The sequence below is a fragment of the Geobacillus sp. LYN3 genome, assembly GCF_003064505.1.
GTDB classification, from domain to species: Bacteria; Bacillota; Bacilli; order Bacillales; family Anoxybacillaceae; genus Parageobacillus_B; species Parageobacillus_B toebii.
The window spans coordinates 1,895,462-1,916,152 of sequence record NZ_QCWL01000001.1 but is presented as its reverse complement, the minus strand read 5'-3'; the positions used below and the strand labels follow the sequence as shown (position 1 = coordinate 1,916,152).

Below are 20,691 nucleotides of genomic sequence, written 5' to 3'. Positions count from 1 at the left end.
AATATTCACATCATAGACAGGAAATACAAAAAATATTCAGCTCACTTGATCATGTGGCTGAATAGTTACCATAGGAGAAGAAACCGATCCGGATCTTCATCCATTTTTAGCCGAATTGCAGAATTTTATATTGGTAGAACCAATCAGCTGTGTACTACCTATTCAATTCAAGGGAATAAGTTTGGAACAAGACTTGGGATATAGTTTTCACACTTACGGTAACGCAGCGGGAGGCTCTTTTTCGGGATATTATCGGGGATTCGTTGTAAAAACTCTTGATGGAAATGAAGCTATTTATCGTATTGGAATGTTTGGAACTGCTAAGTTAATCAACGATCCCATATTTGGAAATAGAAAAAGTTATACTGTCCTAAATGTAGCTACTGAAGATATGTTAGGTTACCATAATTCTTTAGAACTCAACATTGACAATTCAATCTCAAAAAGAAAAACGGAATATCGATTTTTCCACAACGGAAGATTAACCGCTGGTAAAAAAGGCTCTGTAAAAATAGAAAAAGTAAAAAATTATGTTTCAAAATATGCTCCTGATTTATTAGTAGAAGATAAAATTTACTTAGGTTCTCTTCCAAACAACATGAGTATCAGTTGGGATCAAGGACAACAATTTATTATGAATTTACTTTTGTACGCTAATATACGCGATAAACTTAGAAACGATATTAAAAAAAGATAAGCTGTTACCCGTGGTGCTAGATAAACTTGAGCAAGCATAAAAATAGCCCTTGCCTGGCGGATCTCCTGTAGAATGAAAGTGCGAACTACCATTCGAAAGGAGAATCCCCATGCAAGAGCACTTTCATTTTACTACAGATCGTGCCAAGATTCAAAAGCAATATGCAGCCATTTTCTTTTTTGTTTCTGCCCAACTTTCATACATTCAGGTGCATCTTCATCGTCGAAATCGCCATTTGGTAAAGCAAGAGGACTCTGTCATCATCGCCATTCATCTTTTAGGAAAGCTGCTCGGTTTTACTTCTGAACGGGCGTGGCATCGCTTTGTTATCGGGAACTTGTTCCCAAAGGGGCAGTTTCTGGAACGTTCCCGGTATCATCGTCGTTGTCGATCACTGCGTTTTGCGATCAAATGGATTCGCCATGAATTGGCGAAACGCGGGCAGCACCATGCCTACGCTGTGGTGGATAGCTTGCCAATCGAGTTATGTCATGCCGTGAGAATGGACCGGGTCAAACGGTTTCAAGGAATCGCCGATATCGGGTATTGTGCTTTGAAAAAGCAATGGTACGTGACTAAACTTTCATGACCGAGTAGTTCTTGTACGGTACGCAAATCAACATTTTCTTTATTTTCTTGTATCAACAAGGTAGCAAACGTATGCCGCAAATGATGGAGTGAGAAGCGTTGAGGTGACAGACCTGCTTTCTGTGAGATTTCCTTAAATATCTTATGTAAACCACACGGATTCAGTTTTTTGCCGTTTTTATTTAAAAATACCGGTCGGGAAGGGTGGAGCTGATATTCCTCTAAACTTCCCATATAGCTTTTCATTAAAGGGACAACCATGGGATGAAGGGGTAGTAAGCGCTCTTTTTTTCCTTTCCCATAAATACGCATCGTGTTGTTAGATAAATCAATTGTTTTTGTTGAGATTAAGAATTATGAAAGAAGGATTGCGGAATCTGCTCTTGTTTCATACAGGACGATGCCTCCACTCAATTTATCAGTAATTGTGAAAAGCAGCCCGGAGCATAAGGAATAAAGCGGTGTGATGAGACAGTACTTGCACTTTACTGTCTCTTTTTTGTTTTGTGATTTATTTCCATTCATTAATTAAAGTGGGGAAGAGATTATTACGAATATTTTAATTTATATAGACAATAAGAACATTTGTTCTTATAATATATTTTAAATAAATATGGAAGGGGTTTTAAAGATGACAAGAAAAAATATAAAACGAACGTTGGAAATAGACGAAATTATAAAACTTTATCTTGAAGGTGCTAGTACCACCGAAATTGCAAAGCTTTCCAATGTGTCCCCAAGATATATAAGAATGATTTTGTCTGATCATAATATTGAAAAAAGGCCGTTTTTGGTAGTTGGAAGCGTAAGTATAAGTTAAATGAAGATTATTTCAAGACTTGGTCTAAAAATATGGCTTATATCTTAGGTTTTTTTATAGCGGACGGTTTTGTCCCCAATGATTTTCAGACGATCGGATTCGCGCAAAAAGAAAAATATATTTTAGAACAAATCAGAGACGAATTAGGGTCTAATCAACCACTTTATCAAAATAAGCAAACCGGTGTTTATATGTTATATCTCAATAGCAAAGTTATGAAAAACGATTTAATGGAGATACATGGTATCACACCAAATAAATCATTGGATATAAAATTTCCGTATGTTCCAGAAGTGTATTTAAATCATTTTATAAGAGGCTATTTTGACGGTGATGGAAATATTTATTCTCGTGGCTATTTAGTCAGTTTTGTTGGCGGTTCTCTCGATTTCATGACGGTATTAGAACATCATCTAAAAGCGCGAGGATTTGACGTGTACTTAACCAAAACATATTCGTTTATATATGAGCGGCAGAAAAACGATTAAGGAATTTTATGACTGGATTTATCACGATAAAGGATTATATTTAAAACGCAAATTTGAAGCGTTCCCAGATAAAAATATGGATGCAGAAACATTGCAAAATGCGAAATTTAAAAAGACAAAACAAGCTGTTGCAGCAAGAAAAAAAGCTTTTATCGATGAATATCGAAAAAGTTATTGCGTTCATCAAGCATGTGAAACAGTTGGAATTACATTAGGAACGTATTATACATGGTTGAAGCGTGACAAATCATTTAGCGAAGAATTTTATAAAATTAAAGAAAGGGAAGTTAAGTAACTAATAACTGCTTTATATTTTTTAAATTTCGGTTGACATAATATAAATTATAGGCAGTTATAAAACGATTTGTTTCAAATTCAAGTAAACTTGTTATATTGAGACGAAACAAAAAATAATGGTTCGACCTAAACATTCTAAACATTTTACGTCATACACATTCATTACCATAACCATAACCATATAAAAAAACCATATATAAAAAATATAAAAATTGTCAAACAAACAGAAGATACGCCCGTATTTAATTACGAGAAGTCTGGTACCGGAAAATCAAGAAACACCGATTCACTTTTTCACTTTTGAAGATCGGTAATTTTTTTCGCCGCAACCATTTTCCATATCCATCTTCAGCCCATCAGCCCCTAATGATCGGTGGCTTGGTATAATCTTCCTTTTTTCTTTCTCTTGATCAGCTAAAAAGAATGCCTTTAACAACGTTGATTGTCCCTTTGGAATGTGCTGGAAATCAACGGGCGAAGTTTACCCCTCCTACCTTCGGCGAACAGTGGGAATCGGGGGCGATAAGTCAAGGAAAATGGAGACTGGAATTCCGCTAAAAGACATATTAACATTAGCGAAAATCCACAGGAAGGCAAAGGAAGTAATATTTATCGGGGCAGATGCCGGAACAAGGGATGATATGAACGGTCTTTTTTACTATGCAAGAAGCTTGCCGCTTCATAAAGCAATGCACCCAGATACGATCATCGCTTATGAGTATAATGGCTCCCCCCTTCCTTTAAAACGCGGATTCCCGTTTCGCCTCATTGTTCCGCAATGGTATGCGATGGCATCGGTAAAATGGCTAAAATACATCATCGTAACGGATTAACCTTTTACAGGGCCATTTCAATCCATTGATTATGTTTATTATCCCCATCCAAACAATGATGAAGGAAAAATGCCTATAACAACAATGAACGTAAACTCATTGATTCAATTTCCGCTTCCATACTCTCTCCATCGGGTTGGAACGATTTCGGTTACGGGGATCGCCTGGACTGGAGAAGGTGTGATCCAAAAAGTAGAAGTCAGTGTAGATAACGGATAAACATGGAACAGAGCGACGTTAAAACGTTTAAAGGAGCGATATGCATGGGTGCAATGGGAGTGGAGATGGAAAGTTCACAAGAAAGGAGAATATACGATTTTAGCAAAAGCGACGGATTCTAGCGGCCGTACACAGCCTTTCACACCGATGTGGAACCGCAAAGGATATGGGTATAATGCGATCCAAAAGGTGCACATAAAAATCGAATAAATAAAACATGCAGCGGTTACTTTTTGATTGATTAATGATTAATGACCGCTGCATGTTACCCCTTACCATATTTGGAGAAAGACATGGTACCATCCTTCCATGTTAGTTACGTCAGTTATGCGATATCGATGTGGCGATAGCGTACGCCTTTGTATTGAACACGGATCGGTACTCCTTTTTCTCTCTTATATTTCTCCATTAACATTTTCACTTTTGAAAAGGCTTCCATCATCCCGGACGCCAAAATCGTTTCTTCCCACACAACTGGTTTTGCCTGTTCCGTATGATCTGTATAAAAAGAAAAGATGTACTGTTTCATACTTTTCACCTCCCTGATTATAAATTATAATCAAAATCTGTCCTAGTTAAACATTTAAACTGTTACAATTATGTTAACATTTTATAAAGATTACGAAAGCATTTTTCCCAAAGGTGATTGCGGATCAACGAGTTTTTCTACATCGTATACGGAAATCGGAAAATATGGGAACCCGAATGCGTAAGCCGTTAATTCATACAATTGATAAAATAGCACAAGCGCTTTATCAGCAATGTAGAAATCTTGTTCCGGTGAGATGCTTTTGAAAGAAGGATTTAAAAGAAGAATGCCTCTCTCTTTAATTTGAGTCGACACCATCGTAGACAGTACTTTCACGTAATCGCTGTTGTCTAAAAATAATTCAGAAAGCGAATATTTTTTTCCTGTCATAATATTAAATGTTAATCCTTTCATAAGTGTAAGTCCATGGGCACCGCCGGAATAAGCGTAATTGATAATGGTTAAGCTTAAAACGCCTTTTTCATTTGTTTTCAGCTCAAAGTGTCCCGTAATTTCAGTCAGCGGATTTTCGTAAAACCCTTGTGTCATAAGAAGCTGTTGAACAGCCGATCGTATCTCATAGTTTATTTTTCTCTCTGCTTCTTTATTTGACAATCCGTATATAACCGGATAATAAAGTTTAAGTCGTTTTTGCTTTATATATTCCGTATGAATGTTAACCGGAAGTTTGATCATATTTTTCTTCCTCCCTTCCCCTTTACGATATTCGCTCATGGTTAAAACGTGCATTTTGGTTAAGGGAGGAAACAAAAATAAGTAGCATAAAAAACCGATACCGTTATTTGGTACCGGCTTTTTGTTTGTATTGTTGCAGGGCATTGATATACTCATCTATACATAGCTGTTGCTGCAAAAAGTCAATCACCGCTTGATCGTCCGCCAGTCCCGCTGCGAATTGACGTTTTATAAACCGTTCCGCCTCTTCTTGGCTCGAAAACGATTGTACTTCCTGTTCTTGATGATAAACGCCCCATTTGTCATCGCTTGGATGAAAGAAAAACCATTGTCCTTGATGATTGGTAAAAAAGAACCCTTCTGTTTGATCTTTTGTATTGAGCTGGTTTTGTTCCACATCATGATATACCGGCGGAAGCGAGAACACATCGACGACAAAAAGCGGGAATGTTGTTTCATTAACAAAGCATCCGGATGCTTTCGGATGGCCTCCTCCTCCAAACTGTTTCGCAAACTCCGCAACATTCACGTTGTCGTGAATCGTTCGAAACCCAATATGTTTCGTGCCGAGATTAACCATGGCGATTAAATCTAAATGAGGACAACGTTTGGATAATGCATTACCTAGTTCAGACATATGTTGTTCGGCAAAAACAATACCGACACAATAATCATCAAACCAGCGCTGGACAAGTTGTTTTTGTTTCATTCGGATGTAGCGCTGAATTTTCTTTTCTTCCATATCCAAAATAAGTTCTTCCGTTTCGGTTAAAGCAAATGGACCTCCTTCTGTTAACCGTTCACTCATGCGATCCCAAAATTCGTCCAGGCCTAAAATCGTCAGCAAATCATTTAGCCGCTTTGCCCGCGTGTTGTCTGTTTCTTCCCATTCCCATGTATCGTATTGGCGGACAAGCTCTACAAATTCATCGAGCGTTTCGTTTCGTTCCAGTTTTTGTTCACGGATTAAATATTCATAAAATAGCGAGGTTGCGCACGTTTTTTTGCCTTGTTCATCCGTTGGCTGCACCCACCCCCACGGATACTTATTAAAATGGAGGGCAGTGACATGGTGGTCGACAACTTGAACGTGTTTTCCTGCTTCAAATCGTTCCTCCAGTTTTTTCTCCACCTCTTCACTGACCGCCAGATCGGTAATAAATACACTTGCTTCGTTATGCTGTTCATTTTCAATAAATTGTTTCACTCGTTCATCTAAGTTACGGTAGGAACAAAATGATATGTTTACTTCTTTAAACGCAATTTTCGCCAACAGTCCGCACCCAATTCCGTCTAAATCGCTGTCCGTAAACAATTTGATCATCGCCAATCCATCCTTTTCTTTATAAACTTTTATACAATAGTTTCTTCAATAGCGGGAATAAGAAATCTGGAAGTTGCTCCACGTTTGGAACAACAATGCTATGTTTTCCATAAATATTTCGAATCGTCTCTCTCTGTCCTTCGTCAATTTCACCATTGGCCAAAAAGACGTTAATCACTTCGATATGATGTTTGCGCGCTTCTAATACCGCTTCATGCGTATCGATAATACCGTTTTGTTCATAACCAAACGCCGCTGGTTCTCCGTCGGAAAACACCAATAGAAATTTTTGTTTTTCCGGCCGCTTTAAAAGTTGTTCCGTTATGATGCGAATCGCAAATCCGTCGCGATTATCTTCCTGGGCCTCTAGCTGCATAATCGCAGGGCCGCTTTCTTTTTTGTGTGATTGTGCAAATGAAATTACCGTTTGAAAATAGTTTGGCTGCTTCGTTTCCGTCGCCTCATTTGGATCTTCCCAAAATCCAACGATCTGATGGGGCACAAGCAACGATTTTAATGCTTCATGGAACAAAATAATACCGCGTTTCGTTTCTTCCATTTTGTCATACATCGACGCTGAACAATCGACTAGCAGCGTAAAAACGGCATCAATACGAGAAGATGGATGATGTTTTTTATAAAACAAGCGCGGCTGTTCGTCTGTCCATAGACGAAGCAGTTTTTTATGCAGCCGGCCAAAATGTAAATCGGTGCGTGGAAGTGTCTTTTTATGTTCTAATGTTTTTTCCATCATTTGTTTTAATTTTTTTTGATATGGTAAAATATCGATTTTCTTTTGTTCATATTGTGCTATTTGTTCAGACGAAGGAGAAGTTGGAAAAAGAAAAATTGCTTCAGCATACCGGTTATCTTTCCCGTAGCGATCCCCTTTACCTGCTTGTTTGCTTTCCCGTTTCTGTTCATAGGCATTTAGCTTCCTATAATCGTTTCGATTCGATTTTCGCGCAGATCCTTGCACCATCGCAAGTGCCTGATCCCCGTCTTCGCCTTCACGCGCTCCATCTCCTAATAAATCGGTTCGCGAGCCTTGTTCAAGTTCAAAACGCAAGAAACTTTTCGTCATGTCACTCGTTTCACGGTGCCACGTTGGCAGTTCTTGATCATGGACATCTTCGTCCCCACATTTTTCTTTATCCAAGATGTCACAGTTATTGAGCGGGTCGATCCGTTTTAAGTCTTCTAGCGTCAGTCCCATCTCTTCATTATAACTTTGTTCTGGTAAATAAAAATACGTGTTTAACATATCATTTTCCAATACGTCATCGAATGCTTCTGTAATCATCCACGTGATACGGGCCACTTCTTTCGTCGAAGCAGCGTCAAAAAATTGGGGAAGCGTCTGGCGAAGCCAAGGCATCATTCGGTCAATTGGCTCATGAATAACTGGAACGTCCTCTAGCGGCGAATCGGATGTTAATAACAAATAGATAACAGAAAATAATGCATCCGTATATACGCTTCTTGTCAAATTGGCGTTCGTTTGACTGTAAAAATAACGGCGGTACACATCGCGGCGGATGCGAAACCATTTTTTCGTGCCAGGACGCTCTTTTTTACAAATTTCCTCAAGACGCAAATCTTCTGCTAGTGTAAATAGTTGCTTTGCAAAACTAGGGATCGATATGTTTTTCGTTTTGTTAAGAAATGCGGTGACTTCAGAAAAATCAGTATGAAAAAGCGTTCCAACGGCTCGTAAACAGACATCGCTTTTTAATCCGTTTTCTTTTTCTTCTTTCGGCCGATTGTCCCAAAAATGACTGACATATAATTTTCGGTTTGGAGAGTCAACATAAGACTGAAAGCCGAACTCTACTTCCCAATCGCTATGTTTCGCTAACGTTTTCGCTAAATCGGACAGCTGCATAAACAAAAAGGAATCAATCTTTTTATCGTTAAATTGGATAAACCGCTCCATATTGGATCCCTCATTCTTCGAACAACGTTTCCGCGATGTTGCGCACCGCTGCTTTTTCACGGTCATCTTCGAGTTTTTCCACAATGCCGCGTTCAATGGCCCGAAGCGGCGGCAAATATACAGCTAAATCACAAGTATCGATCAGCGCCCGAATCGAAGCAGCTTCTTCGGAAATTTGCCCATTTTTTACTTGTGCAATTAAATCAGCGGATAACGTGACGAAGCGGTCGATGAGTGTTTCGTCTGTTAATGTAGTTTGTGCCAACAATACGGATTTTAATGTATCTCCTTGAATATACGGAACATCGATGACAACAAAACGGTTTTTTAACGCTTCGTTGAGCGGGACGGTGCCAACATATCCCTCGTTAATCGCAGCGATCACGCCAAATGTTTCTTTCGCTTTAACGACTTCTCCGGTAAACGGATTAGTAATCATTTTTCGATAGTCTAAGACACCGTTTAAAATCGGCAGTGTTTCTGGTTTAGCCATATTAATTTCGTCAATATATAATAAATGTCCTTTTGTCATCGCCTGAATAACAGGACCTGGGATAAACTCGATTTCTGCTTTTCCATCGCGATTTTGAATCGTTTTAAAGCCAAGCAGCGCTTCGGCATCTAAGTCAACAGAACAGTTCACACTATGCATCGGCTGTCCGAATATGGATGATAACGTTTCCGCCAGCTTCGTTTTTCCGGATCCCGTCGGTCCTTTCAATAAGACGTTTTTCCCAAGCGCAAGTGCAATGATAGCATCATATAGAATCGACTCATCGGAAGCGGTGTAACCGCCTTTTCCAATGAGATAGGCGTCTTCATCATTCGAAAATAGTTGGTTGCGATATTGAATAATTTCTTCAACTTTCTCTGGAAGTTTCACTATTTGTCGTCCTTTCTTTCTTTATTTTGCATTACGATTACTATTCTACTGAATGTCCTGTTTTCACGCAAAAAAGAGGCATTTGTAACTATAAAAATATTATGTAAATTAAAAAATGCAAAGAAAAATGGAGAGCCACCATCCTTTTATAATTATGATGCTCCCCGTCAGCTAAAATTATCTTCAATCGCCTTGCGAATGAGCGCTTGGCAGCGATCTAATTCCGCTTTTAATTGCCGTTTGTACAGCTTTGCTTTTTCATATCCGCCATCCGCAAACCGATAATAGACAACTTCTTGATATTTCATTCCTTCTTTTTTCTGTTTCACTTGTTTTAGAATTCCGTCTTCAATAAGGTCATGTAACGCTTTATATACTTCTGAGTGATTCGGTCTGTAGCCATATGGCTTAAACTCCTGGCGTAGCAAGTCTAATATTTTTAATCCGTATAAACGTTCTTGTTCAGTTAATGTGATTAAATATAGTTTTAAAAACGCACGCTGTTTTAACAGAAAACCGCTTGGTGTTCTTTTTTCCCCCATGTTTCTCCCTTCTTTCTTCTTTTTCATTATTATAACAATTCCACTTATTGTATGGAAATCCTTTTTATTTTCGATTTTTTATTTAGAACATAGATTTATTAGTTTATTTAATGGAAAAGGAGGCGTTCCTGCCTCCTCTTTTTTTGATCATACCTACTTAATAAAAGACAATCGTTTTGTTTCCATGAATGATGACACGATCTTCCAAATGCCATTTTAATGCTCTGGCAAGCACGGTTTTTTCAATAATTCTTCCCATTCGTTTTAAATCATCAGGATGGTGGCGATGGTCAACACGGGCAACGTCTTGTTCGATGATCGGACCTTCATCTAAATCATCGGTTACGTAATGCGAAGTTGCGCCAATTAGTTTCACGCCTCGCTCATACGCCCGTTCGTACGGTCTTGCTCCGATGAACGCTGGTAAAAAGGAATGATGAATGTTAATAATTCTTCCCGGAAATTCAGCGACAAATGCTGGGGATAAAATTTGCATATAACGGGCGAGCACAATCGTATCCACTTCATATTTTTTTAGCAGCTCGATTTGCTTTTGCTCGGCTTCCGCTTTCGTTTCTTTCGTAACAGGAATATGGAAATATGGAATGCCAACCGATTCTACTGTGCTTCTGAGATGTTCATGATTGCTTATCACAAGCGCAATATCGGCAATTAATTCACCAGCTTGCCACTGCCATAATAACTCTAGTAAACAATGTTCTGCCTTGGAAACAAATATAGCAATTCGTTTGACATCATTATGTAAGCGAAGGCGCCAATCCATATGAAATGACTCGGCGATCGGCTGAAAAGCGGATTCAATTTCTTGCTTTCGCAACGCGATATTCGGACAATCAAATTCGATTCTTAAGAAAAAGGTGCCACCTTCCGGATCGGTGGAATATTGACTAGATTCGACAATATTTGCGCCTTGTTCGTACAAAAACGATGTTACAGACGCGACGATACCTGGTTTATCCGGACATGAAATTAACAAACGAGCACGATTTTCATAGTTTTGTAGAAATGATTGCCATCGATGTTCGCGAAATGTATGCATGTGACTATCTTCCCCCTATAATATTCATTTAACCTTCATCATATAAAAAAACGGTCGGAATGCCAACCGTTTTTTTATTTATTTTCCTTATCGTCCGCTTCAAATAAGGATAAATATTCCCCATATCCTTCTTTTTCTAAATCTTCTTTTGGAATAAAGCGTAATGCGGCAGAATTAATACAATAACGAAGACCGGTTGGCTCCGGACCGTCGTTAAAGACATGGCCCAGGTGAGAATCGGCTTTACGGCTTCGCACTTCCGTTCGAATCATCCCATGACTTAAATCGAGCTCCGTTTTAATATTTTCTGGATGAAGTGGCTTTGTAAAGCTTGGCCAGCCACATCCTGCGTCAAATTGATCTTTCGTGCTAAAAAGCGGTTCCCCCGAAACAATATCTACATATATTCCTTCCCGTTTGTTATTCCAATATGGATTGTCAAACGGCGGTTCCGTCCCGTTTCGCTGCGTCACTTCAAATTGAAGAGGAGTCAGCTTTTTTCGCAACATTTCCTCTCGTTCTTTATCCCGCCAGTGTTCTTTCAAAAACGCATCGCGTCCTGAAGCGATATAATACATTTTATAGTGAAGAGGTCTTTTCTTATGATAGTTTTGATGATATTCTTCAGCCGGGTAAAATGTCGATGCAGGCAATATTTTTGTGACAATCGGTTTGGAGAAACGTCCGCTTTCTTCTAATTCCCGTTTTGATTTTTCAGCGAGTAGGCGCTGTTTTTCGTTATGATAAAAAATCGCTGTCCGATACGATTCGCCACGGTCATGAAACTGTCCGCCGTCATCGGTCGGATCGATTTGGCGCCAGTAAATATCTAAAAGTTTTTCATATGGAAATACGTCAGGGTCAAACGTAATTTGTACTGCTTCGTAATGCCCTGTTGTTTGTGAACATACTTCCTCATACGTTGGGTTTTCTTTATGGCCGCCTGTGTACCCGGATATGATGCTGATAATTCCAGGCTGTTCTTCAAATGGCGAAACCATGCACCAAAAACAGCCGCCCGCGAATGTTGCTAATTCATATCCCATCCGTTACTTTCCCTCCTTTTTATTTATCATATCAAAAAAGACACCTTCCTCCAAACGGAAAGGTGTCTACTGCGTATTCAATCATTATTTCGTTAAATCGCCGGCTGGGCCAAAAAATTCATAATGAATATTTTCGTCGGAAACGCCCCATTCTTTTAACGCATGATAGACCGTTTTCATAAATGGAATCGGCCCACAGAAATAAAAATCTGCTTCTTTATTCGAGACAACGGATTGTATCCAAGATAAATCAATGAATCCTTCTTTTCCGAAATAAGGATGTTTTCGGTCTTCTTCTGAAGGAGACTGATAGCAAACATGATACGAAAATGCTGGATGTTCCGCTAAGCGGCGCAAATCTTGATCGAACGCATGGACGTTTCCATTGATCGCCGCGTGAATAAACGTTACTTGGCGATTAGGTTGACGCGAAACTGCCGTACTTGCCATGCTCATCAGTGGCGTAATTCCGACACCGCCGCTAATGAGTACAATCGGTGTTTCTTTGGCCATATCGAGCGTGAAAACACCAAATGGAGCGCTTAACTCAAGCACATCGCCTTCTTGAATATGATCATGCAAGTAATTCGAAACGATGCCGGCTGGTTTGTCTGCTGTTGCCGCTTCTCTTTTCACACTAATGCGATAGTAGCCTTTTCCTGGCGCATCGGATAAGCTGTATTGGCGAATGTGGGTATATTGATCCCCTGGAATAGAGACTCTGACACTGACATATTGTCCTGGCAAATACTCGCTAATTTCTCCTCCATCTTCAGGGACGAAATAAAACGATGTAATGACATCGCTTTCTTTTACTTTTTTCTGTACGATAAAGCGGCGGAAATCTTTCCATCCTCCACGTTTGGATGCGGCTTCTTCATACAATTGCGCTTCTACTTTGATAAATACATCTGCGATTATCTCATATGCTTCGGCCCATGCATTGATAATTTCGTCTGTCGCCGCCTCTTTAAGCACCTCTTTAATCGCAAGCAGCAAATGTTTTCCAACAATCGGATAATGCTCTGGTTTGATCCCTAAGCTGCAATGTTTATGAGCGATTTGTTGGACAAGCGGCATAATCGCTTCCAGATGTTCGATATGCTTTGCTGCTTCGTAAATGGCCTGTGCAAGCGCCCGTTGTTGTCGTCCTTGTTTTTGGTTAGCATGGTTAAAAATATTGAGCAGCTCTGGATGATTTGAGAACATGGTTTTATAAAACCACTTCGTAATTTGCTCCCCATGTTGTTCAAGTACTGGAACCGTTGATTTGATAATTTCAATCGTTTTTTGGCTTAATGATTTCGTTGTCGCATTCATTTCTCATATCCCCCAAAAAAGATGTATTTTAAATACATGTTTATTGAATCATAGTTGTTTTTTTAAAGCAATATTTCAAATACATTTTTAACAAATTGTTCACAATTTTTTTTGAGGGATGGATTATGATAGAATAGTACTAAAGAAGCTAATTTTAAAGGTGTGAAACAAATGCAGCTGACAAACTATACCGAATATGCTTTGCGTGTTCTTCTCTTTTTAGGAACGCTCGATCCTGAAGAAAAAACCAATATTAAAGAAATTTCCAAGACATTTTCTATTTCAGAAAACCATTTAAGTAAGATCGTATATGAACTTGGAAAATTAGGCTATATTGAAACGATACGCGGACGAAACGGTGGAATTCGGCTAGCCAGAAAACCAGAAGAGATTCGAATTGGATCAGTCGTCCGCAACACGGAAGAAAATTTGTCGCTCGTCGAATGTTTTGCTGGACATGGCAATCATTGCGTCCTTACCCCTGTTTGCCAGTTAAAGCGTGTGCTTCACGAAGCACTAGGATCGTTTTTACAAGTGCTAGATTCATACACATTAGCGGATTTGCTCAGCAATAAACAACACTTACAGATGATTTTCCGCAAAGAAAAACAATAAAGGAGCTGTCCCTCAAACAAAGAACAGCTCCATTCATATTTTTTTAAAACAAAGACATACTAGAATCAAAAATGATTTGTTTGTCACATTTCGTAAAATATATTAATATTAGAAAGGCATGAGAAAAACAAACAAGAATTAAAAGGAGGCCAAAATGAAACGCGTACAAAATGTATTACCACCTTATGTAAAAGTCCAAAACGGTGAGCTCTGGTTAACAGAAGATGACCGCGAAAATTTAAAAATTAGCTATCGCATTAAAGACATTATTTTCTCCGAACGATCTGATTTCCAACATGTCATGATTTTAGATTCTTACGATTTCGGACGTATGCTTGTACTCGATGGAGTCGTGCAAACGACATCGATTGACGGCCACATTTATAACGAAATGATTTCTCACGTACCGCTTCAATTCCATCCATCGGCAAAAAAAGTGCTTATTATTGGCGGCGGAGACTGCGGTGCGGCTAGAGAAGTAGCGAAATATAAACATGTCGAAGAAATTCATATGGTTGAAATTGATGAAAAAGTAGTGCAATCTTGCAAAGCGCATTTACAAGAAGTTTCCGGAAACTTATCCGATCCGCGAGTACAGTTTATTTATGATGATGGGGTTGCTTTTGTAAAAGAACGTGAAAGTGAATATGATGTGATTATTATCGACTCGTCTGACCCTGTCGGTCCGGCTGAAGCGCTCTTTTCACGCGACTTTTATGCCAATGTCCGCCGTGCTTTAAAAGATGATGGATTAATGGTTTGCCAAAGTCAATCGCCAATTTTCCATTTAGATATTTTACGCCAAACGTATGCAAATATTTGCGAATTATTCCCGCATGTCCAAGTATACACAGCGACTGTTCCTACATATCCAGGCGGATTGTGGAGCTTTACCATCGGTTCAACGAAACCTCTTTCACTTCCGGAAAATACAACCATTCCATCAGATACGAAATATGTTAACGAAGGAATATTAAAACAATGCTTCCAACTTCCTCAATTCTTGAAAAAGGCGCTTGAAAAGTAAGGAAAGAGCAGTCGCTAGACTGCTCTTTATTGTAAAGCGCGCCCTGACACGATCGAAACCGTAATATCATCGGCGGGCGGATTATGTAATCCGGCGCGGACATCCCGGTAATGCCGCTGCAATGGATTCTCAGCAAATAAACTTTTTCCTCCGACGATGCGCATGGCCAAATCAACGACATCGACAGCGGTATTGGTTGCAATATATTTTACGGCTGCTAATTCTTCTTTCATTTGTGCCCGCTTCTCTGGATAACGGTCCCATTGATCGGCAATGGAATACATAAAATGCCGTGCTGCCATCAAATGGATATCCATTTGCGCGATTTTTCTCTGCACTTCCGGTACTTCCGCAATCGGGTGAGAAAGACTATTTGGCTGATACGTTTTTGCGAATGCGATCGCCTCATTGCGCGCGGCGATAGCGATTCCTAAATAACACGCAGGAATGTGTAAAAGCCACCCTTGAGCATGACTTTTTGCTTTTGGCAAACTAAGCATTTCGACAAGTGCTTCTTCTTCCACTTCCACATTTTCTAAAATAACATCATCGCTTCGTGTCGCTCTCATGCCGAGCGTATCCCACGTTTTTTCAATTTTTAACCCCGCCGCTGTTTTCGGAATCAGAAAGTTTCCGACTTCTCCTGTTTCTTGAATAGTTGCGGATACGATAAAGTAATCAAGCGCCGGAGCTAGCGAAGTGAACGTTTTTCGGCCGGAAATCACCCAGCGGCCGCTGCGGTGTTCCGCGGTTGTTTCCGGTTTTCCGCCGCGCGCTGGACTTCCGGTCGCTTCTTCGGAATGAGCGCTATTTAGTAAAATTTGCTTTTCCACGACTTCTCGGCAAATTCGTTCAAAAACAGATAGCGGCCATTTTTTCGTCTCTGCAAGGTTCATGATAATGCCTAAATGCCAGCCGAGCGATAGCGCCGTCGCGCCGTCCCCTTGGGCGATCGTTTCCTGAATGAGTAAAAATTCGTAAAGGGAAATTTCTTCCCCGCCATATGATTTAGGAACAGTAAGAGAAAGAAAGCGCGCCTCTTTTAAGTCATCGAAATTTTCAAACGGAAATTCGGCATGTTCATCATGCCATCTAGCGCGCTTTTGGAATCGCTCAGCAAGATTCCGTGCCCGTTCGTACAAGTTTCGCTCCCGCTCTGTGCGAAGAAATAAATGATATAGTTCGTTCATAAGTCTCCCCTTCTTTTTCCATTATGGTTTTATTGTACACGTTATAAAGCGGGGATGGAAACAATATGCAATTAAAGAATGAATAAGTGACGAACATCACGGTCATCATGACGGTGGTAAAATTCATTTTTCGCATGGTCATATATATACTCTTGCTTCCACTTGTCTTCGTGACGCACAATATGGCGGATCGCCCGGATGATATGGTATATATCTTCATTTGTCATGATTGGATGAACTGAAATACGAACCCATCCTGGCTTGATTAGTAAGTTTCCCTGTTCGACTTGCATCAAAATGTTTTTCGACTGCTCTTTGTCAATTCCAAGCAAATAATGGCCGTATGGACCAGCGCATGAACAGCCGCCGCGCACTTGAATGCCAAAGCGGTCGTTCAAAAGCTTTACGACTAAATTATAATGCATTCCTTCAATAATAAATGATACGATGCCAAGCCGGTCTTCCCGGTGCCCTTCTAAAATATGAACGCGCGGTATTTGCTTTAAATGGGACAAAAGAAGTGTTGTTAATTCTTTTTCCCGCTTCAAGATGCGTTCAACACCCATTTTTTCTTTTAATTTAACGGCCAGCGCTGCTTTTATCGTTTGTAAAATCGGCGGTGTTCCCCCGTCTTCCCGGGTTTCAATGTCTTTGATATATTTATAGTTCCCCCACGGATCGGTCCATATGACTGTCCCTCCTCCAGGATGATCAGGGATGCGGTTTTGATACAACCGCGCATCAAAAATAAGTACGCCAGCGCTTCCTGGTCCTCCTAAAAACTTATGCGGTGAAAAATAAATACCGTCTAATTTTTCTAGCGGGTCATCAGGATGCATGTTGATGGTGACGTATGGAGCGGAGGCAGCAAAATCAACAAAGCAAATTCCTTCATGTTCGTGTATCATTTTTGCTAACTGATGATACGGCGTTTGAATACCTGTTACATTGGAACATGCGGTAAAAGCGCCGATTTTCAGCTGGCGATGCGCGTATGTTTGCAATAATTGCTGGAAATGCTCCAAATCCACATCCCCGTTTGCAGTCGGGCGAATCATAACCACTTCTCCAATGGTTTCTGCCCATGATAATAAATTAGAATGATGTTCCATATGTGTGACGAAAATAACCGGACGCTTCTCATCAGGAAGCTTAAGATGGGGCTTCCACTGTTCCGGCACCCTTAAGCCAAGCAGCCGCTGTAGTTTATTTACCGCGCTAGTCATCCCCGCTCCTTCCATAATAATGACATCATGTTCATCCGCATGGACATGGCGTTTAATCAATTCTTTTGCATATTGGTATGCCAACGTCATTTTTGTGCTCGTCACGTTTGATTCGGTATGCGTATTGGCAACAAATGGGCCAAGTTCTTCTGTTATTTTTCGTTCAATCGGCGCATACAAACGGCCGCTTGCTGTCCAATCAGCATAAATCATTTTCTGTTGTCCAAACGGAGTGGAAAATGTCACATTTGTCCCAATCGTTGCTTCACGAAACGGTTGAAAATACGTTTCCAACTCTCCGCGGCATGTAAATGTCATCTCGCCGATGGTTGCTTTAATTTCCACGAACACACCCTCCTTTCCTCTAATATATTCATACAGTATGTAGCCGCGAAAAATTGGTCAATAAAAAAGCTGCCTAGTCTTGCTAGACAGCCTCATTGGTTATTCCTTTTTCGCTGCTTGTTTCGATTCGGGAATTGTGTATTGTTCCAGCTGCTTTCTTAAATCATCTGGGATCGGCTCACTTTTTTGCGTTTCAAAGTTAAAGTAAACAACCGTTGATTCACCTAGCGCAATTAACGTTCCTGTTTTTTCGTCTAAAATACGATGAACGAGTTGGAAACTTTTATTTCCGATTTTTGAAACGTTTGTTTCGATTTTTAATCGTTGGCCGAAAAACGCTTGATTGATGAAATCGCATTTTGTCGAAGCAAGGATAAACCGCCATCCTTTTAAATCGCTGCCAGATCCTAATTCTTCAAACATGCGAATGCGCGCTTCTTCGAGATAAATAAAATAGCTTGTATTGCTGACGTGCCCAAGCGCATCCGTTTCACAAAAACGAATGTTTACGGTCGTTGTATGAGTTGCCATAAAACTCCCCCCTAATTTCTATTGACTAGTCAGTATGTTGTTTTTATCATAGCTATATTTTTTGGTCGATTCAACTATTTTTTTGTTTTGATTGATTATTTAGCACATAGTTTTATTTATTAATAATAGGCAGCGATAGTCGAATATGCTGAAATGCTTTTAATAAAAAACGAAACGACATCGATGGAAACGTCGATCGATGTCGTTACGAGAAAAAGATCGGTGCAATTAGATAGGCAATCACCGATAATATTCCACACAATAGTGAAATACGTAATTTATATTTCGCATAACTCATTAAATCTAAATCCATAACCGACGCGGTTGTAATAGTTGTATCGCCTAACGGAGATGCGAAAGCACCAAACGTTCCGCTTGCAAATACCGCTCCGATCGTCATCGCTAGCGGCGCTCCTGTCGCTGCCGCTAACGTTACGCCAAGCGGCATAAAAATCCCCCACGTTCCCCATGATGTGCCGATAAAATAAGAAACAAACGAACCGATGACAAATACAGCAGCGGGAACGACTTCTTTCGGAAGCCATGTCCCAAATGTCGATGAAATGTAAGTGGCAAACCCTAATTCATCTGCGGTCAGCGATACTGCCCAAACGAGAAGAAGCATTCCAATCGGTGCCATTAATTGATTGCCGCCGTCAAAAAAATGATAAATCAGTTCATATAACGGCTGACGCCTGATAAGATAAAATACGGCCGTTGCAATGATCGTCACAAACAATGCCATTAACATCGCCAGCGTCGCATCGGCTCGTGAAAACGCATCAAAAAAAGTAGCAGCCCCATTTTTTGTCCCACTGTACCAAAAGAAAAAAAACGTCAGCACAAGCACAAGAAAAAGCGGAAAAAACAAATGAAGCGGTTCCCCTGTTACTAACGCCAACTCTTTCCGCAGCCCCAATTGGTGAAACTGATTTGTTTTTTCTTTTTCTCTCTTTTTCTCATTTCTTCCAATCCTCACATTCATAAATGTGGTCATCAATCCAACAAAAAGCGCAATAATGGCGAAAAAGTTGTACGGTAAGCTTGCTAAAAAAAGATGATAGGCTGATTTATGGATTCCATTTTGCTCGAGCGCCCCCGCTACTACCGACATCATAAACCCTACAAACGCCGTCGCGGCGGGAAGAAGAACGATAATTGGTTCTGTTGACACATCAATCATATACGCCATTCTCCGTCGGTCAATACGAAATTTCCCAAGGATGGATTTCATCACAGGACTGAGCAACATAATACGAAACATCGGCGTAAAAAAAGTAAACGGTACGGTAAGCCATATAAATAACAGTAGCCTTCGCTTCGAATGAAGCTTTTCGCTAATCCATTGCACAAATCCTTTAATTCCGCCTGTAATTTGAATCATGCCAATTAATGAACCAAATAAATATAAAAACGCAACTACTTTCATGTGCTCTAAATCACTGATCGCTTTTAAAAGCGTGGCTACCGCTCGCTCGATTGTGGGAAGCACACTTCTTTCCAAACAAAACGCACCAATGATTAATCCAATGACAAGCCCAGGAAGAATCTCTTTGAGCCAAATTGCAAGCGGAATGATAACTAGAAACGGCAATAAAGACAACCACGTTCCTTCCATCCAATTCACCACCTTCGTCGTTACAAGGATAGCCATAATGATGAAAAATTATTATCGTTTAATGTTGATTATTTAGCACATAGTTTTATTAGATATAAATATAAAAAAGAAACGAACACTTGCGAGATGGCAAGTGTTCGTTTACTTCCGCCTTGCAAAATCGACGAAACGGAATTTATCGAGACGGTGGCGCGACTCTGTATATTGAAATAACGTAGCGTCATCTAAATAGACGAAATTTTTTACAACAACAACATGGTCATAGCCATTTAAATCTAAATATTTTCGATCCTCTTCATTGACTTTATCGACAAACATTTCTTTTTTCGCAAAGCTGATTTTCAGTTTTAACTGTTTCTCCAAATATTCATAAATCGAATCTTCACATATTTCCCGCGTCAATGTCGGAACATATTTTTTATGAAAAAAATCTTTATCTAATATGATTCGTTCTCCCTCAATTTCACGGGAACGAATGACTTTCCATATTTCGTCTTTGCTTGTCGCGTGCAAATGCCGCTTTAAATATGGATCCGGTTTAATTACTTCCAACTCGTTTACGATCGTTTTTACAGGCTGTTTCATGTTTTGGGCCAATTCTTTAAAACTCACTAGCCCAGATACCGGAAAATCGTATTTGCCAACATCCAAAACGATGGAGCCTTTTCCTTTCATTTTTTGGATATAACCATGTTCGGATAGTAAATTGAGCGCTTTGCGAATCGTCTCTCTCGATGTGTTATATCGTTCGGAAAGTTCGTTTTCCGACGGCAGTTTGTCATACGGTTTCCAATGTCCTTGACGAATTTTTTCCACAAGATCGTGATAAATGGATAAATATTTATTTTCATACATTTCGCT

Annotated in this window: 23 protein-coding genes and 2 pseudogenes; 10 read left to right on the top strand and 15 right to left on the bottom strand. The window is 39.9% G+C overall.

Annotation, left to right across the window (positions count from 1 at the left end; genetic code table 11):
* Positions 1 to 181 precede the first annotated feature (181 nt).
* Both DCC82_RS09920 and DCC82_RS09915 read left to right on the top strand, forming a co-directional pair.
* On the top strand, positions 182 to 697 hold the full coding sequence (locus DCC82_RS09920) for a hypothetical protein (protein ID WP_108430342.1): 516 nt from the start codon (positions 182 to 184) through the stop codon (positions 695 to 697).
* 109 nt (positions 698 to 806) lie between these two features.
* A pseudogene (locus tag DCC82_RS09915) lies at positions 807 to 1,268 on the top strand (transposase family protein); the annotation flags it as partial.
* Here the strand turns inward: DCC82_RS09915 and DCC82_RS09910 are convergent.
* Positions 1,220 to 1,597: a tyrosine-type recombinase/integrase gene (locus DCC82_RS09910; RefSeq protein ID WP_233252965.1), complete on the bottom strand. Its 378-nt coding sequence runs from the start codon at positions 1,595 to 1,597 to the stop codon at positions 1,220 to 1,222. The pseudogene DCC82_RS09915 and the gene DCC82_RS09910 sit on opposite strands and share 49 nt — an antisense overlap.
* Positions 1,598 to 1,916: 319 nt before the next feature.
* On the opposite strand from DCC82_RS09910, the gene DCC82_RS18705 reads away from it, so the two are divergent.
* The 6 genes and pseudogenes from DCC82_RS18705 (at position 1,917) to DCC82_RS18115 (ending at position 4,152) form a co-directional block, all read left to right on the top strand.
* Positions 1,917 to 2,105, top strand: coding sequence for a helix-turn-helix domain-containing protein (locus DCC82_RS18705; RefSeq protein WP_353620308.1), 189 nt, complete (start codon positions 1,917 to 1,919; stop codon positions 2,103 to 2,105).
* A gap of 32 nt (positions 2,106 to 2,137) precedes the next feature.
* A complete protein-coding gene (locus DCC82_RS18700; RefSeq protein WP_353620307.1) occupies positions 2,138 to 2,593 on the top strand; it encodes an LAGLIDADG family homing endonuclease in 456 nt (151 codons plus the stop codon).
* On the top strand, positions 2,571 to 2,888 hold the full coding sequence (locus tag DCC82_RS18695) for a hypothetical protein (protein ID WP_353620306.1): 318 nt from the start codon (positions 2,571 to 2,573) through the stop codon (positions 2,886 to 2,888). Before DCC82_RS18700 ends, DCC82_RS18695 begins: the two co-directional genes overlap by 23 nt.
* Before the next feature lie 425 nt (positions 2,889 to 3,313).
* Complete coding sequence (locus tag DCC82_RS18125) at positions 3,314 to 3,448, top strand: molybdopterin-dependent oxidoreductase (RefSeq protein WP_233252964.1); 135 nt, start codon at positions 3,314 to 3,316, stop codon at positions 3,446 to 3,448.
* Complete coding sequence (locus DCC82_RS18120) at positions 3,427 to 3,723, top strand: molybdopterin-dependent oxidoreductase (RefSeq protein ID WP_233252963.1); 297 nt, start codon at positions 3,427 to 3,429, stop codon at positions 3,721 to 3,723. Before DCC82_RS18125 ends, DCC82_RS18120 begins: the two co-directional genes overlap by 22 nt.
* Before the next feature lie 69 nt (positions 3,724 to 3,792).
* Positions 3,793 to 4,152: pseudogene (locus tag DCC82_RS18115) on the top strand (molybdopterin-binding protein).
* A gap of 115 nt (positions 4,153 to 4,267) precedes the next feature.
* On the opposite strand, the gene DCC82_RS09895 reads toward DCC82_RS18115, so the two are convergent.
* From DCC82_RS09895 to hmpA, 9 genes are all read right to left on the bottom strand, one after another.
* Complete coding sequence (locus DCC82_RS09895; RefSeq protein ID WP_015863880.1) at positions 4,268 to 4,471, bottom strand: hypothetical protein; 204 nt, start codon at positions 4,469 to 4,471, stop codon at positions 4,268 to 4,270.
* Between the two features lie 90 nt (positions 4,472 to 4,561).
* Positions 4,562 to 5,167, bottom strand: coding sequence for a DUF3298 and DUF4163 domain-containing protein (locus tag DCC82_RS09890; protein WP_062754025.1), 606 nt, complete (start codon positions 5,165 to 5,167; stop codon positions 4,562 to 4,564).
* Positions 5,168 to 5,270: 103 nt separating this feature from the next.
* On the bottom strand, positions 5,271 to 6,491 hold the full coding sequence (locus tag DCC82_RS09885; protein WP_097354493.1) for a DHH family phosphoesterase: 1,221 nt from the start codon (positions 6,489 to 6,491) through the stop codon (positions 5,271 to 5,273).
* 19 nt (positions 6,492 to 6,510) lie between these two features.
* Positions 6,511 to 8,427 carry a vWA domain-containing protein gene (locus DCC82_RS09880; RefSeq protein ID WP_097354492.1) on the bottom strand — a complete coding sequence of 639 codons (1,917 nt, stop codon included), beginning with the start codon at positions 8,425 to 8,427 and terminating at the stop codon, positions 6,511 to 6,513.
* 10 nt (positions 8,428 to 8,437) lie between these two features.
* On the bottom strand, positions 8,438 to 9,310 hold the full coding sequence (locus DCC82_RS09875) for an ATP-binding protein (RefSeq protein WP_062754031.1): 873 nt from the start codon (positions 9,308 to 9,310) through the stop codon (positions 8,438 to 8,440).
* A gap of 167 nt (positions 9,311 to 9,477) precedes the next feature.
* A complete protein-coding gene (locus DCC82_RS09870) occupies positions 9,478 to 9,852 on the bottom strand; it encodes a replication termination protein (protein WP_015863876.1) in 375 nt (124 codons plus the stop codon).
* A 157-nt stretch (positions 9,853 to 10,009) separates the two neighbouring features.
* Complete coding sequence (gene purU / locus DCC82_RS09865; RefSeq protein ID WP_062677921.1) at positions 10,010 to 10,912, bottom strand: formyltetrahydrofolate deformylase; 903 nt, start codon at positions 10,910 to 10,912, stop codon at positions 10,010 to 10,012.
* A gap of 74 nt (positions 10,913 to 10,986) precedes the next feature.
* Positions 10,987 to 11,958, bottom strand: a complete 972-nt coding sequence (gene msrB / locus DCC82_RS09860; RefSeq protein WP_015863874.1) for a peptide-methionine (R)-S-oxide reductase MsrB — start codon at positions 11,956 to 11,958, stop codon at positions 10,987 to 10,989.
* 84 nt (positions 11,959 to 12,042) lie between these two features.
* Entirely contained in the window at positions 12,043 to 13,278 is a 1,236-nt protein-coding gene (gene hmpA, locus DCC82_RS09855) for an NO-inducible flavohemoprotein (protein ID WP_097354491.1), read from the bottom strand.
* A 171-nt stretch (positions 13,279 to 13,449) separates the two neighbouring features.
* Between hmpA and DCC82_RS09850 the strand changes: the two genes are divergently transcribed.
* Together DCC82_RS09850 and speE are read left to right on the top strand one after the other, a co-directional pair.
* Positions 13,450 to 13,893, top strand: a complete 444-nt coding sequence (locus DCC82_RS09850; protein ID WP_062677923.1) for an Rrf2 family transcriptional regulator — start codon at positions 13,450 to 13,452, stop codon at positions 13,891 to 13,893.
* Positions 13,894 to 14,047: 154 nt separating this feature from the next.
* Positions 14,048 to 14,920, top strand: a complete 873-nt coding sequence (gene speE, locus DCC82_RS09845; protein ID WP_097354490.1) for a polyamine aminopropyltransferase — start codon at positions 14,048 to 14,050, stop codon at positions 14,918 to 14,920.
* A gap of 26 nt (positions 14,921 to 14,946) precedes the next feature.
* On the opposite strand, the gene DCC82_RS09840 is transcribed toward speE, so the two are convergent.
* The 5 genes from DCC82_RS09840 to treR form a co-directional block, all read right to left on the bottom strand.
* Positions 14,947 to 16,110, bottom strand: a complete 1,164-nt coding sequence (locus DCC82_RS09840) for an acyl-CoA dehydrogenase family protein (protein WP_097354489.1) — start codon at positions 16,108 to 16,110, stop codon at positions 14,947 to 14,949.
* A gap of 71 nt (positions 16,111 to 16,181) precedes the next feature.
* Positions 16,182 to 17,681 (bottom strand): aminotransferase class V-fold PLP-dependent enzyme, encoded by a 1,500-nt coding sequence (locus tag DCC82_RS09835; RefSeq protein ID WP_108430341.1) that lies wholly within the window; start codon positions 17,679 to 17,681, stop codon positions 16,182 to 16,184.
* 99 nt (positions 17,682 to 17,780) lie between these two features.
* On the bottom strand, positions 17,781 to 18,212 hold the full coding sequence (locus tag DCC82_RS09830) for an acyl-CoA thioesterase (protein WP_108430340.1): 432 nt from the start codon (positions 18,210 to 18,212) through the stop codon (positions 17,781 to 17,783).
* A 205-nt stretch (positions 18,213 to 18,417) separates the two neighbouring features.
* Positions 18,418 to 19,830 (bottom strand): Na+/H+ antiporter NhaC family protein, encoded by a 1,413-nt coding sequence (locus tag DCC82_RS09825; protein WP_015863868.1) that lies wholly within the window; start codon positions 19,828 to 19,830, stop codon positions 18,418 to 18,420.
* A 141-nt stretch (positions 19,831 to 19,971) separates the two neighbouring features.
* A complete protein-coding gene (gene treR / locus DCC82_RS09820; RefSeq protein ID WP_081189515.1) occupies positions 19,972 to 20,685 on the bottom strand; it encodes a trehalose operon repressor in 714 nt (237 codons plus the stop codon).
* Positions 20,686 to 20,691: the final 6 nt, after the last annotated feature.

Coding starts and splice junctions, on each gene's coding strand:
- DCC82_RS09910 (WP_233252965.1), bottom strand. CDS start 1,597: ATGCGTATTTATGGGAAAGGAAAAAAAGAGCGCTTACTACCCCTTCAT.
- DCC82_RS18705 (WP_353620308.1), top strand. CDS start 1,917: ATGACAAGAAAAAATATAAAACGAACGTTGGAAATAGACGAAATTATA.
- DCC82_RS18700 (WP_353620307.1), top strand. CDS start 2,138: ATGGCTTATATCTTAGGTTTTTTTATAGCGGACGGTTTTGTCCCCAAT.
- DCC82_RS18695 (WP_353620306.1), top strand. CDS start 2,571: ATGAGCGGCAGAAAAACGATTAAGGAATTTTATGACTGGATTTATCAC.
- DCC82_RS18125 (WP_233252964.1), top strand. CDS start 3,314: ATGCCTTTAACAACGTTGATTGTCCCTTTGGAATGTGCTGGAAATCAA.
- DCC82_RS18120 (WP_233252963.1), top strand. CDS start 3,427: ATGGAGACTGGAATTCCGCTAAAAGACATATTAACATTAGCGAAAATC.
- DCC82_RS09895 (WP_015863880.1), bottom strand. CDS start 4,471: ATGAAACAGTACATCTTTTCTTTTTATACAGATCATACGGAACAGGCA.
- DCC82_RS09890 (WP_062754025.1), bottom strand. CDS start 5,167: ATGATCAAACTTCCGGTTAACATTCATACGGAATATATAAAGCAAAAA.
- DCC82_RS09885 (WP_097354493.1), bottom strand. CDS start 6,491: ATGATCAAATTGTTTACGGACAGCGATTTAGACGGAATTGGGTGCGGA.
- DCC82_RS09880 (WP_097354492.1), bottom strand. CDS start 8,427: ATGGAGCGGTTTATCCAATTTAACGATAAAAAGATTGATTCCTTTTTG.
- DCC82_RS09870 (WP_015863876.1), bottom strand. CDS start 9,852: ATGGGGGAAAAAAGAACACCAAGCGGTTTTCTGTTAAAACAGCGTGCG.
- purU (WP_062677921.1), bottom strand. CDS start 10,912: ATGCATACATTTCGCGAACATCGATGGCAATCATTTCTACAAAACTAT.
- msrB (WP_015863874.1), bottom strand. CDS start 11,958: ATGGGATATGAATTAGCAACATTCGCGGGCGGCTGTTTTTGGTGCATG.
- hmpA (WP_097354491.1), bottom strand. CDS start 13,278: ATGAATGCGACAACGAAATCATTAAGCCAAAAAACGATTGAAATTATC.
- DCC82_RS09850 (WP_062677923.1), top strand. CDS start 13,450: ATGCAGCTGACAAACTATACCGAATATGCTTTGCGTGTTCTTCTCTTT.
- speE (WP_097354490.1), top strand. CDS start 14,048: ATGAAACGCGTACAAAATGTATTACCACCTTATGTAAAAGTCCAAAAC.
- DCC82_RS09840 (WP_097354489.1), bottom strand. CDS start 16,110: ATGAACGAACTATATCATTTATTTCTTCGCACAGAGCGGGAGCGAAAC.
- DCC82_RS09830 (WP_108430340.1), bottom strand. CDS start 18,212: ATGGCAACTCATACAACGACCGTAAACATTCGTTTTTGTGAAACGGAT.
- DCC82_RS09825 (WP_015863868.1), bottom strand. CDS start 19,830: ATGGAAGGAACGTGGTTGTCTTTATTGCCGTTTCTAGTTATCATTCCG.
- treR (WP_081189515.1), bottom strand. CDS start 20,685: ATGTATGAAAATAAATATTTATCCATTTATCACGATCTTGTGGAAAAA.